The sequence below is a fragment of the Paraburkholderia sp. MM6662-R1 genome, assembly GCF_050436245.1.
GTDB classification, from domain to species: Bacteria; Pseudomonadota; Gammaproteobacteria; order Burkholderiales; family Burkholderiaceae; genus Paraburkholderia; species Paraburkholderia tuberum.
The window spans coordinates 1,432,384-1,445,233 of record NZ_JBNDLV010000003.1 but is presented as its reverse complement, the minus strand read 5'-3'; the positions used below and the strand labels follow the sequence as shown (position 1 = coordinate 1,445,233).

General features: G+C 62.6%; 8 protein-coding genes. 6 read left to right on the top strand and 2 right to left on the bottom strand.

The annotated features are described in order from the left end of the window. Window positions 1-421 precede the first annotated feature (421 nt). Window positions 422-1,684 carry an esterase/lipase family protein gene (locus OKW39_RS29630; RefSeq protein ID WP_429564248.1) on the bottom strand — a complete coding sequence of 421 codons (1,263 nt, stop codon included), beginning with the start codon at window positions 1,682-1,684 and terminating at the stop codon, window positions 422-424. A gap of 67 nt (window positions 1,685-1,751) precedes the next feature. Then, complete coding sequence (locus OKW39_RS29625) at window positions 1,752-2,405, bottom strand: hypothetical protein (RefSeq protein WP_429564247.1); 654 nt, start codon at window positions 2,403-2,405, stop codon at window positions 1,752-1,754. 870 nt (window positions 2,406-3,275) lie between these two features. On the opposite strand from OKW39_RS29625, the gene OKW39_RS29620 reads away from it, so the two are divergent. The 6 genes from OKW39_RS29620 to OKW39_RS29595 all read left to right on the top strand — a co-directional run bounded on the left by OKW39_RS29620 (window position 3,276) and on the right by OKW39_RS29595 (window position 12,444). Beyond that, window positions 3,276-4,250 carry an efflux RND transporter periplasmic adaptor subunit gene (locus OKW39_RS29620; RefSeq protein WP_429360239.1) on the top strand — a complete coding sequence of 325 codons (975 nt, stop codon included), beginning with the start codon at window positions 3,276-3,278 and terminating at the stop codon, window positions 4,248-4,250. Beyond that, the gene (locus tag OKW39_RS29615; RefSeq protein ID WP_429564246.1) at window positions 4,247-7,306 is read left to right on the top strand and encodes an efflux RND transporter permease subunit; all 3,060 of its coding nucleotides are present in this window, start codon (window positions 4,247-4,249) and stop codon (window positions 7,304-7,306) included. The genes OKW39_RS29620 and OKW39_RS29615 overlap by 4 nt, the downstream gene beginning before the upstream one ends. Further along, window positions 7,303-8,805 carry an efflux transporter outer membrane subunit gene (locus OKW39_RS29610; protein WP_429564245.1) on the top strand — a complete coding sequence of 501 codons (1,503 nt, stop codon included), beginning with the start codon at window positions 7,303-7,305 and terminating at the stop codon, window positions 8,803-8,805. The genes OKW39_RS29615 and OKW39_RS29610 overlap by 4 nt, the downstream gene beginning before the upstream one ends. A gap of 140 nt (window positions 8,806-8,945) precedes the next feature. Next, window positions 8,946-10,382: a basic amino acid/polyamine antiporter gene (locus OKW39_RS29605; RefSeq protein WP_429332842.1), complete on the top strand. Its 1,437-nt coding sequence runs from the start codon at window positions 8,946-8,948 to the stop codon at window positions 10,380-10,382. 69 nt (window positions 10,383-10,451) lie between these two features. Continuing rightward, window positions 10,452-11,879 (top strand): basic amino acid/polyamine antiporter, encoded by a 1,428-nt coding sequence (locus OKW39_RS29600; RefSeq protein ID WP_429360233.1) that lies wholly within the window; start codon window positions 10,452-10,454, stop codon window positions 11,877-11,879. Window positions 11,880-12,201: 322 nt separating this feature from the next. Continuing rightward, complete coding sequence (locus OKW39_RS29595; protein ID WP_429564244.1) at window positions 12,202-12,444, top strand: hypothetical protein; 243 nt, start codon at window positions 12,202-12,204, stop codon at window positions 12,442-12,444. Window positions 12,445-12,850 lie beyond the last annotated feature (406 nt).

The following is a 12,850-nucleotide window of genomic DNA, read 5'->3' as shown; positions in this document are numbered from 1 at the left end:
CCGTCGCGATCTTTCGAGCGTTCCGCTGACCTGACCGCTCATTCAAACCAATCTTCCGCGCCTGCCTCGATCACGCTGGCTTGATTCGGAACGCTGTACCAGTGATTCGAACGGAGCCCAGCAACAGCAAGCTCGTCAACCCCGAGCCCAAGTCCGAGCCGCCGCGAAAGACAGCTGGCCCCGCCGCCATCGCTTCGCTATCCGAGCCTCCCCGCAAACCTCCCCGCGCTGATCGATCTGTGCAATATCCTCATGCAAGATCCGCCGAATCTCGAGGATCGCCCGCGGCGTCTCCTGCACACTGTGTCCAGCAACAATCACCTTCTCCGACAGCGCGCCCACGAGATGCGCGCTGCGATAAGGGACCACGCCATCGTCGGAATCTTCGAGCGGCCCGTTTTCGCGCAGCTGTTCGATGCTGCTAGGCACATGGAAGGTCCGTCCCTGCGGTTCGATGTTCGTCGCCGTCTGCATCACTTCCTCGATCTCGTTCAGCAGGGCAAGCGGCAGACGCACGAGGTTGGCCGCCCAGCGCGACAGCCGGTTGCTCGCGAACGGCGTGCCTCGATTGGGGGGCCGCGATAAATATGGCGCGCTCGATTTGCGGCATCGGCGTGAAGTTCAGTAGCCGATCGAGCCGCTCGTCCTCGCGATCGATATCGGTGCCCTCGGGCACGTACTTGTCCTCGAACGTCGCCCAAAGCGCGTCGCCGGAAGTCGACACGAGCAGCCGCGCCAGAACGCCGCCCATGCTATGACCAATCAACGCCATGCCATGCGACGCCGGCACCGTACCGTCTGGATCGAAGTGCGCGAGCGTCTGTTGCGTGGCGCGGCGGATGCGCGCGAGGTTGACCAGAATCGGCACGTTGGTCGGGTAGTAGACCTGCCACACCTGGAAATGCTGGCGAAGCACTTCATCGCCCTGAATATCGTTGGCGACGTTGACCCATGCTTCGGGGCTGCTCGCGAGGCCGTGCAGCATCAGAATGATCCGTCGATTGGGATCGAACGGTTGCATCATGTAGATGCGGGGCGTATCGATACCGTGTGCGCGTCCAAACAGCGTGCGCAACGATTGCCCGGCGAAGCCCGAGCGCGCGAGCCAGATGCCGTAGCCCGCGCTGAAGTTGGCCGAAAGTGGCACAGTCTGGCCGTGTCGCTCGACACTGTCTTCGCGATACGGATCATAGACGGACAGCACGACCTCATGCGAGGCAAGCACCTGTTCGAGCGTGGCCTGGCTGAACCAGATCGACGCGGTCATGTTCGGCGACGGCATCTCGCGGAAAAAGCGCGACGCCGGCCTTGGCCGTCCCGCGGCTGCCGACGACACGCCGAGGTTGGACGGTGCGCTCGCGGGACCATCGACGCGGGCGGACACACGCGTGTCGGCGCTGGCATTGCCACCCGCATCGACATCATCTTCAGGCGGCGGCACGTTCATCACAGCAACGAGTTCCGCCCCCAAACCATCGCGTCGATAAATGCTACGTATCCCCGCGAACGACAGCCGCGACGCCGGGATGACTTCGCGCGGTTCGCGCACGCCTTCGGGTAGCCGGGTTCGGCTCAGGTCGAGATGAATGGACCCCCCTGCGATGTACTGCGTGCCCGGCACGCCGTTGCCGGCATCGGTAGCGAGCGCGCCACGCAGAAGCAGCGCGTGGGCAAGCTCCTGCACCGCGTAGTTGTAGTAGTCACGGACCTGGGTCTGACGATCTTCGAATGCACGTTCGCCAGCAGTGCGTTCACCGAGGAACAGAAATGCATACGCGAATCGCGCGGCCCCGAGCCACAGATCGAATTGCGCGTCGCTCCAATCGCTGGCGTTGGCCGGGCGTGTTGGTGATGGCCATCTGCAACGACAGTTCGGCGAGGCTCGACAATCGCCGGTCGGTATTGATTCCGTCGACGGTCGAGATCGTATTGATGCAATCGAGCGGCTCACGTTGGCAGGTGTTCCCATCGAGTGCCGCGATGTGCAGGGTGTCTCGCGTCGCGGCGCTCAGACGGCCGGTCGATAGAATGTCGCCGCGGCGCATCGCGATGTACTGCTCCGGGCCTTGTGAGCTGACGGTGACCATCGCGCAACCGCACAGAAGTCCGCCAGTGAGCAGCGCGAGTGCCGCGCACCGCGATGTCCACGATGCGAGCGAGCGCGTCATGATGCGTCGAACCGGTTCGTGCGAGAGGGCAGCCGCGCTACGCCGATGCAAGCGATGAACGCTGGCGGCGGCCCGCGACGTTGCAATTGCCAACTTTCTTTTCACGCAGAGTTGCGTCACCCATCGGCGAAACAAAAATTCCTTGAAACCTATAGCGTCTTTTCCCCATGGCATTTCGTCACCAGTACAGCAGAATAGCCATGCGTATATTTCATCAACAGAAGCCGAAGCAACCATAGAACGAGTCGGTATGACCGTAGCAAGTCGCGAATCGATTGACGGCTTGCGCATTGTTCGGCCATGATGCCTGTGACGAACTGAAAGGGGCCAATGACGCACGCATGACACGGGCAAACCACCAGTGAACTGCGCGAAGTCATGAACGCCTATGACGGCTTTGATATACCGCTTAAGGTAAGCAATCGATACGATCGTGCTGCGCCTGTGAGGCTCTTGACAGCGAATTGTTTGGGAACTTTAATAATTTTGCAGCAAGGTTCAATCGAAGGGATCTGATTCAACGCTGCAATCCGCCCGCATATTCATTCGTCTTCAGGTTTTGCGGAATCGTCGTGCATTCCATACAGGGCGGATTCGTCAATTTCCTCAGTCTTGCTTCGGCATGGCGAAGCAGTTTGGCAGTTCGACAGGATGCCTGATGAACGGAGCCGGAATGACGACACATGGGTCGCGGCTGTAGTCCTGACGGCCACAACACCGTTGTCGCCGATAGACTGGTTTGAACGACGTTGCCGGTCCGACAGAAGGGATGCCGCTGTTCCTTGAGTCTGACCTGGCCGTGGAAGTCGAAGCGGATGCACCCATCGGTCCACTGTCATGGGCCCCTATGAATTGCTGAGCAACCTGTAGGGTCTCGTATTCGCCGGCCCGTGAGCTACGTTGCCGCTGGGCTTACGACACGGGTTGCGCCAGCAGTCAGCCGAGAACGTCATGAATGCAAACCGCTCCGATGCACCGCGGCCTCGCCGATCAGGCGGAATCGCACTGACCGGCGCATTGTCGTGCGCGTTGACCTGCGCGCTTGTCGTTTTACTGTCGGGCTGCCAACGGCAGACCGAAACACAGAGTGGCGATACGAGGCCAGCCGTGCAGCTCACCAGGGTCGAACCGGCCGACGCTTCCGCCATTCGCATTTTTACCGGGCGGGTCGAGCAGACCAGCATCTCGCCGCTCGCCTTCGAAGTATCGGGCCGCGTCGTGCAGATCGCGGTGCTCGAAGGCGCGTCGGTGAAACGCGGGCAACTGATCGCGCGGATCGACGAGGAACCCTACAAGCTGCAACTGCAACGCGCGAACGCGCAGTATCAGCAGCTGAGCGACAACCTGAAGCGCCAGGCGGTGCTGCGCAAGGACGGCATTCTGTCTCAGGCTGCCTATGAGCAGTTGTCGGCTTCCACCGATGCCGCACGCGCGGCACGCGACCTGGCGAGCCGCGACCTGCGCAATACCCAGCTCGTCGCGCCATTCGACGGCCGGATCGCTCGCCGCAACATCGAGATCCAGCAGGTCGTGCAGGCTGGGGCGCCCGCGTTCAATCTGGAAAACATCGGCCGTGCCGATGTCGGCGTCGATCTGCCTCAGAGCATTGCCGAACGGCTATTCGTCGACAAGACGCTGAGAGCCGAGGCGTGGCTGCCCGGGCGGCCGCAGAACCGCTTCCCGCTCGTGTTCCGCGAACGGACCACGCAGACCTCGCCGACTTCGGCGGCCTACCGGCTCGTGTTCTCCATCGAAGGACCGCAAAGCGCGATGCTGTTCCCCGGCATGGCGATGCGCGTACAGATTTCCGAAACGGCGCGTCAGGTCGCGCAAAACGGCAACAAAGGGTACTTCGCGATTCCGATCGCCGCGGTGTCGATCGGCGCGGACGGTCAGCGCAGTCTGTGGCGCTACGACGCCGCGTCCGGCCGTGTGCATGCGGTGCCGGTCAGCGTGCGCGAAATTCGCAATGACGATGTGGTCGTCGCGGGGGCGGTTGCGGCGGGCGACCGCGTGGTGGCCGGCGGCTCGCAGTTCATGAAAGAGGGAATGGCGGTCCGTCCAATGGATGCGCCTCAATGAATCTCGCGCGCCCCCTTATCGAAAAGCCGCTGATCGCGTGGGTTCTGACGCTCATCTCGCTGTTGGGCGGCATCTTCGCGTACTACAACATCGGGCGGCTCGAAGACCCGAAGTTCACGATCAAGACTGCGGTCGTCGTGACGCTGTATCCGGGCGCGAGTGCGCACGAGGTCGAGCAGGAAGTGACGGACCGGCTCGAAAGCGCGATCCAGCAGATGCCGCAGGTCGACAGGCTGACCTCGCGTTCCACACCGGGCTACTCTGAAGTCCGCGTCGAGATTCGCGACCAGTACACGTCGGCGCAATTGCCGCAGGTGTGGGACGAGTTGCGCAAGTCGGTATCGGATGCACAGCCCCGGCTTCCGCCGGGCGCGGGACCGTCACTCGTGCTCGACCGTTTCGGCGACGTCTACGGGATGTTCTACGCGCTGACCGGCGAGGGCTACACGCAGGCGCAACTGTATGAGTACGCGCGCGAACTGCGCCGCCAACTGCTGACACTCGGCGACGTGTCCGACATCGTGATCGCCGGTGAGCAGCAGGAGCAGATCTCGGTCGACGTCGACCAGTCGCAACTGATCGCCAACGATCTGTCCACCGACGATCTTGCGCAGACGCTGTTCGTGCAGAACGAGGTTCGGCCCGCGGGCCGCGAACGTGTCGGCGACCTGTCGTTGCGGATTGCGCCGTCCGGCTCGCTCGATTCGTTGCAGGCCATTCGTTCGCTGCCTGTCAACAATACGCCCGCCCCGCTGCTGCTCGGCGACATCGCGCGGGTAAGCCACGGCTACGCGACGATTCCGAACCAGGTCATTCACTATAACGGCCAGCCCGCGGTTACGATCGGTATCAGCGCGCGGCCGCGCGTCAATGTGGTGAGGGTCGGCGAGGAGCTCAAGGCGAGGCTCGCCGAACTCGAGCGTGACCTCCCGATCGGCATCAAGCTGCACTCGCTTTACGATCAGCCGCAGGTCGTCGACGAGAGCGTGCGCGGCTTTATCTTCGACGTGTTCCTGTCCGTGGCGATCGTCGGTGTCGCGCTGGGCATTGCGCTCGGCTGGCGCGCGGGCGTCGTGCTGGGCGTCGAGCTGTTCCTGTCGATCCTCGGCACGCTGCTGGTGATGTACGCGGCAGGCATCGAGCTGCAGCGTATCTCACTCGGCGCGCTGATCATCGTGATGGGCATGCTGACCGACAACAGCATCGTGGTGGTCGAGGGGATGCTCGTGAAGGTTCAACGAGGCATGTCGCATCTCCAGGCGGCGACCGAGATTCTCAAACAAAGCCAATGGCTTCTGCTCGCGTCGACCATTGTGGGGATTCTGGCTTTCTCGGGCATCGGCCTGTCGCCGGATTCGGTCGGCGAATTCTGTGCGTCGTTGTTCGCCGTTGCTGCGATTTCGCTGCTATTCAGCTGGGTGATCGCCATCGCCCTGACACCGCTGTTCGGCACGTATCTTTTCAAGCCCGCGGACATCATCGATGACGACCCGTTCAAGTCGAAGCTGTACAAGCGTTACGGCGAGCTGTTGTCATGGGTCACCCGACAGCGCGTGCTCGTGGTCATCGGCCTCGTCGCGCTGACCGTGCTGGCCGGGTGGGCGTTCCGTTTCGTCGAGCGGAGCTTCTTCCCCGCGTCGACCACGCCGATCTTCTATGTCGACATGCGTTTGCCGCGCGGCGCCGATATTCGCGCGGTGGTCGAAAAGAGCCGCGCGGTGGAGAAGGTGCTGCTCAAGCATGCGGACGTCACCAACGTGCAGACGTATATTGGCTCGGGCGCGACGCGCTTCTCCCTCGTCTACGATCCGGAAACGCGCAATCCGTCGTACGCGCAGTTCATCGTCGGCGCGAAGGACCAGAGCCTGATCGACGACATGATTCCGGACATCGAAGCGGACCTGAAGAGCCGCTTCCCAGAACAGCAATGGACGGTCACGCGGCCGAAGTTCGGTCCCGGCGGTGGCGCGGCCATTCAGGCACGCTTCTCCGGACCCGATCCGGCCGTGCTGCGCCGCTTGTCTCAAGAAGCACAGAATGTGCTGAAGGCGGACGGCCGCATCATCGCGATTCGCGACGACTGGGAGGACCCGATCAGCATCGTGCGGCCGGAATTCGACGAATCGCGGGCGCGCTCGCTCGGTGTGACGCGCCGTCAGGTTAGCGACACGATGGCTTATGCAAGCGAAGGCCTGCGGGTGGGCATCTATCGCGAAGGCGATCAGCTACTGCCGATCGTGCTGCGTTCGCCCGACTACACGCGTGGCGTCGCGGGTCTGCAGGACCTGCAGGTGTTCAGCGCGGGGCTGCGCCGTTACGTGCCGCTCGGCGACGTGGTCAACGGCTTCGCGGTCGGTACCGAGGAAGGCCAGATCGCGCGCGAAAACCGGATTCGCACGCTGACGGTTTCGGCCAACCCGATCTATGGGCAGAACAGTGTCGACGCGTTCAACCGCATACGCTCCAGCATCGAGAACATCAAGCTGCCACCGGGCTATAGCTTCGAATGGGGCGGCGAGCACGAATCGTCGACGCGCGCGCAGCAGAGCCTGTTCCGTCAACTGCCGCTCGGCTTCATCGGCATGGCGCTGCTCGTGCTGATGATGTTCGGACGCCTGAAGCCGGCGCTCGTCGTGCTGCTCGTCGTGCCGATGTCGATCGTCGGCGTCACGCTCGGTCTGCTGCTATTTCGCGGCGCGTTCGGCTTCATGGCGTTGCTCGGTCTATTGAGTCTGATCGGCATGCTGATCAAGAACGGCGTGGTGCTCGTCGAAGAGATGGATTCGCAGATCGCCGCGGGCGTGCCGCGCATGCAGGCGGTGACCCACGGCGCGATGAACCGTCTGCGGCCGGTGATACTGGGGGGCGGTACGACGGCGCTCGGCATGGCGCCGTTGTTGTGGGATCCTTTCTTCAAGGACATGGCGATCACGATTATGGCGGGCCTTGTTTTTGCCACCGTGCTGACGTTGGTCGCCGTGCCGGCGCTGTATGCGATGCTGTTCTCGATCAGGCAGGCGGAATGGGAGCCGGGTCGACACCCGGAAGCAAAATGATCCGCGCGCGCCCTTATCTTCTCGCCATCGCGGCCCTGCTGCTCGAAGCCGGCTGTACGGGTTCATTGCAGCTGCAAAAGCCCGCCGCGTTTCCGCCGCAGTATTCGGAGGCGCAACCGGGCGTGGCGACACCGATGTCCGGGCAGCAGCTCGCGGCATGGTGGACCCAGTACAACGACCCGACGCTGAATAAACTGATCGATCTCGCGCTCGCGCACAACTTCGACATCGCGACCGCTTACGCACGCGTCGATCAGGTGCAGGCCGGGATCCGGCTGGCTCGCTCGCAACTGCTGCCGTCGGTCGGTGCTGGCGTGAGCGCCGCGAAGTATCACGGCGGCGAGACGCAGCTCGAGTTCGAGGAAGTGCTCGGCATCAACAATACCGATGCGCAGTTCTGGCGTGTCGGCTTGCAGGCGCAATGGGAGATCGACCTGTTCGGTCAGGGACGCGCAAGGCTCTCGGCGGCACGCGAACAGGCACGCGCGGCCGCGGGCGACGCGGAGGCGGTACGCCTGAGCGTGGTGTCGGGTGTCGCGGATCTGTACGTCACCTATCGCGGGCTGCTGCGTCAGCGCGCGATTTTGCTGCAGAGCCGCGCAATCGCGGACGACTTCGTCAACATCGCCGAAAAGAGCTTTAACGCGGGTCTCGTGCTGAGTACGGACATCGAAGCAGCGCGCGCCGGCCGCGCGCAGGTCGATGCGCGTTTGCAGGACGTGGAGAACGGCATCGCGCAGGCACGACTCAATTTGCAGAATCTATGCGGCGTGCAGCCCGCGGAATTTGCGGGGATTCTCGATGAAAGCGACACGCTGATGACCGCGCTGCCGCATATCGAGCCCGGCCAGCCGGTCGACCTGCTGATGCGGCGCCCGGATCTGATCGCGGCGCAGGCACGCGTGAATGCGGCGCTCAGGCAGTCGGATGTCGCGCGGCTCAACTACTGGCCGACCATGTCGTTGAGCGGTTTGCTTGCACGCAATGGTTGGGAGATCGCGGGTCAAAGCCTCGGGGCCAGCACGTTCTGGCTATTCGGCGCGGCGATGGCGCTGCCGCTGATCGACTTTGGCGCGCGGCGCTCGCAGGTGGAGTCATCGGATGCGCAGGCGCAGCAGGCCATGTTGAACTATGAAAAGACCGCGCTCGGCGCGTTCTATGACGTCGACCGTGCACTGGCGCGTTTGAACCGGCAGGACGAGTTGTTCAAGGCACGCAATGAAGAAGTCACGCGTCGCACCACGCAGTTGAGCCAGGTGCGACGTCGCTACGAACTCGGCGATACCGGCCGCGTCGATATCGATCAGGTGCGGGTTGCGCTGCTCGAAAGCCAGTCGTCGCAGGCGAGGGAAGAGGTCGGCGAACTGCAGGCACAGTTCGCGCTGTTCAGGGCGATGGGAGGCGGCTGGTTGGCCAATCCGCCAGTGGCCTCGAATACACGAGCGCCGACGGAAGCCGCGCCCGCCACCGCGAGGGCACCGGCGCCGGCCTCACAGTGAACGACCAGGAGGAGTGCGGTCCGGTACTCGCAAGGCCGTTGGCTTCAGTCGCGAGAACTGACAGGAGATGCGCAATGCACGCGTACCTGCTCCGCGTAAGCCCATTTCTGGAGGAAATCAGCTTCTCTGAAGGGTGGACGATGGCAACCCAGGTCGAGACGAAACTGTCGTTGCCCGCATTGACCGCGATGGTCGTCGGCTCAATGGTGGGCGCAGGGATTTTCTCGTTGCCGCGCAATTTCGCGCGCGCGACCGGACCGTTCGGCGCGGTCATTGCATGGTGCGTGGCGGGCATCGGCATGTATGCGCTGGCGCGCGTCTTTCAGGCGCTCGCGCAGCGACGGCCCGAGCTCGATGCGGGCGTGTTCGCATACGCGCGAGCGGGCTACGGCGATTATGCGGGCTTTCTATCCGCATTCGGCTACTGGATGGCCGGCTGCTTCGGCAACGTGTCGTACTGGGTGCTGATCAAATCGACGCTTGGCGCTTTCGTGCCGGCCTTCGGCAACGGCAATACGGCGACCGCGATCCTCGTGTCGTCGGTGGGCATCTGGCTGTTTCATCTGGTGATGCTGCGCGGCGTCCAGCAGGCCACGATGATCAACACGATCGTCACGGTCGCGAAGTTGATTCCAATCGTGCTGTTCATCGTGATGCTGATCGCGTTGTTTCGCGCCGACATGTTTCGCGCGAATCTGTGGGAACGCAGCGATCAGATCGGCAAGGGCTTGTTCTCGCAGGTTCGCGCGACGATGCTCGTCACCGTCTTCGTGTTCGTCGGTATCGAAGGTGCGAGCGTGTACTCGCGCTATGCGAAAAAGCGCTCGGACGTCGGCGCCGCGACGATCACCGGCTTCGTCGCCGTGCTGTGTCTGCTGGTGCTGGTGACGCTGCTGCCTTACGCGACCTTGCCGCGCGCCGATATCGCGGTGATGCGCCAGCCGTCGATGGCCGCGGTACTCGGCGCGCTGCTCGGCCCATTCGGTGTCGTGTTCGTCAGCGCCGGTCTGATCATTTCGATTCTCGGCGCGTACCTCGCATGGTCGCTGATCTGTGCCGAGGTGCTGTTCGCCGCCGCGCGTCTCGAGACGATGCCGCGTATCTTCGCGCGACAAAACGAGCGCAAGCTGCCGGTCGCCGCGATCTGGCTCACGAGTACCGTGGTGCAGTGTTTCGTAATCAGCACGTACTGGTCGACCGATGCGTTTGCGCTGATGCTCAATCTCACGAGCTCGATGGTGCTGATTCCTTATTTTCTCGTGGCCGCATACGGCATCAAGGCCGCGCGTGACGATAGTGGACAGAATGGCGGCACCTTGAGCGGCGCGTTGCGCACCGAGTATTTCGTCGCGATGTTCGCGACGTTGTATACGGCCTTTTTGCTGTTCGCGGGCGGCCTGAAGTTCCTGATGCTATCGGCGCTGCTTTATGCGCCCGGTACGGTGCTGTATGTGGTGGCCAAACGCGAGCGCGGGCAGCGGGTGTTTTCGAAAGTCGAGTGGGTCATCTTGGCCGTCGCGGCCTGCGGCGCGATTGGCGCGCTGATCGGCCTCGCCACCGGCACGATCGTCATCTGAGCGGTCGATCATCGTAGTCGCACGAGCGCGGCTCGATCGGAACGTGTTCGCGGGAGAGCGATCGCAGCAATGGACAAGCGCGTCAGACTTTCAGCGCCGGGCCTGATGGCGATGGTGATCGGCTCGATGGTCGGGGTGGGCGTCTTTTCGTTGCCGCAGGCGCTCGGCAAATATACCGGCGTAGTCGGTTCGTTGATCAGCTGGACCATCACCGGCTCCGGCATGCTGATACTCGCGCTGATCTTTCAACGGCTCGCATGGCGCAAGCCGGAACTCGACGCTGGCGTCTACACGTATGCGCGCGTCGGGTTTGGACGCTACACGGGATTTCTGTCGGCGTTCGGCTACTGGTGCGCCAGCTGTCTCGGCAATGTGGCGTATCTCGTGCTGATCAAGTCCGCGCTCGCGATCGTCGCGCCTTCATTCGGCGCTGGCAATACGTTTAGCGCGATCGTCAGTTCCTCGCTGATGATCTGGGTGTTTCACTTTCTGATACTGCGCGGCGTGAAGGGCTCGTCGGTAGTGAATGCATCGATGACGGCCGCCAAGTTGTTGGCGCTTGGACTGTTCGCGGTGCTCGTGCTATCGAGTGTCAAGTGGCAGTTGTTCCTCGGGAACCTGTGGACCGTTCCCGAGCCGTCGGCGACCGGTCTGTTCGGCGAGGTGCGCAAGACGATGTTGGGCACGGTATTCGTGTTTCTCGGCGTCGAAGGCGCGAGTGTCTATTCACGGCATGCACGCGAACGGCGCGACGTCGGGGTCGCGACCGTACTCGGCTTTCTCTGCGTGCTTGCGTTGATGGTCATGGTCACGTTGTTGTCGTATGGCGTGTTGCCGCTCGAGCAGTTGGGCACGCTGAAAAATCCGTCGATGGCTGGCGTGCTGAGCGCCGCGGTCGGCGCCTGGGGCGCGGTCGCGGTCAAGCTCGGCCTGTTGATATCGGTACTCGGTTCTTATCTTGCATGGACGTTGCTCGCCGCCGAAATTCTGCACGCGGCGGGCAAGAGCCGCACGATGCCCGCGTTTCTCGGGCGAGAAAACCGCAACCACGTACCGGTCGCCGCACTGTGGATGACGAGCCTCGTGATTCAGGCCTTTCTGATCGTGACGCTGTTTTCGAAAGAAGCGTTCACGCTGGCCAAGGAGTTCACGACGTCGATGAGCCTGATCCCGTATCTGCTCGTCGCCGGCTATGGGTTGAAGCTCGCAGCGAGCGGCGAATCGTATGCCGGGCAGCCGTGGTCACGGCGCATCGATTTCATGCTCGCGCTGCTGGGCTGCGGCTACGCGCTCTTTCTCGTGTACGCGGGCGGCCTGCATTATCTGTTGATGTCGACCGTGCTTTATACGGCGGCGACCGTGTGGTTTTACATCGCCGAGCGTCGCAAGGGGAAACGGCCTGTGTTTACGCTGCTCGAACGCTGGCTGTTCATCGTGGTTCTGCTTACCGGGCTGGTCGCGTTCGTCGATCTCGTGCGCAATCATTTTGCGGCTTAAGGCTCCCGCTCCTGCTCCCGCTCGCGCGCCGCGCGGCTCACATGATCGCGGCCTGGCGAATGCAGCGGATGAAATAGTCGGCCGGGCGCGTGTGAATCGCGCCTTCGCGCTGCATCAGATGCAGTCTCGCCGTGCGCGACGTTTCAATGAAACCCAGCTTTTTCATCTTCAACGATCAGGCACTGCCGATCGGCTCCGCCTACTGGGCCACGCTCGTCGAGCAATACCTTACAGCCTGACCTTCGCCAATTCGCGTTTCGCCGACCCGGCGTGCTGCCTGGCCGGCGGCCAGACTACGTCCATATCGGAAATCGGCCTGTGGGTGCTCGGCAATCCGGCTGGCTTTCTGCTGCTGCTCGAAGGATTCCCGCGCGAAATGCGCGGGCGATCGCTCGGGATCATCTATAGCGTCGGCGTGACGTTGTTCGGCGGTTTCGCGCCGTTCGTCGTGACGTGGCTAATTGGCGTGGCGGGCAGCGCCTATGCGCCGGCCTGGTACATGAGCGCGTGCAGTCTCGTCAGTCTCGCCGCGCTGACCGTATTCGACGAGCGCATTACCGATTAGTGACCGGAGTCACCGTCGATGTCATCCGGCCATACACAACAGGAGAACGAAATGAACGCACAGAAATGGCTGAAGCAAATGGGCCCGCGACCGCGGACCTGCTGTCGCGCGGTCCGCTAGAAGAAACACGGCGGTGACGCCGGCGGCGATGGGGCATTGCGACGGGCCGACTGGGCTGGATGTTGAAAGCACTTCTTGCACCTATGACGCATATAGGACTCTGCTGACTTTTTTCTTGTTAGCGCATTGTACAATCCGCCTCTGCGCAAGGCGAAGATGTTTTAATTCCTCGCCGACGAGTTGGGGGGCGTTGCGCTATCCCATCTTCATGATTGATCCATGCCAGGTTGCATGCCCAAAAATTGCTTTGTCTTTACCAAAGCACACCGACTTCTCACCGATTTTG

Excerpts from the sequence above, each read along its gene's own strand:
- OKW39_RS29625 (WP_429564247.1), bottom strand. The coding sequence starts at position 2,405 with ATGGTTGCTTCGGCTTCTGTTGATGAAATATACGCATGGCTATTCTGC.
- OKW39_RS29615 (WP_429564246.1), top strand. The coding sequence starts at position 4,247 with ATGAATCTCGCGCGCCCCCTTATCGAAAAGCCGCTGATCGCGTGGGTT.
- OKW39_RS29610 (WP_429564245.1), top strand. The coding sequence starts at position 7,303 with ATGATCCGCGCGCGCCCTTATCTTCTCGCCATCGCGGCCCTGCTGCTC.
- OKW39_RS29605 (WP_429332842.1), top strand. The coding sequence starts at position 8,946 with ATGGCAACCCAGGTCGAGACGAAACTGTCGTTGCCCGCATTGACCGCG.
- OKW39_RS29600 (WP_429360233.1), top strand. The coding sequence starts at position 10,452 with ATGGACAAGCGCGTCAGACTTTCAGCGCCGGGCCTGATGGCGATGGTG.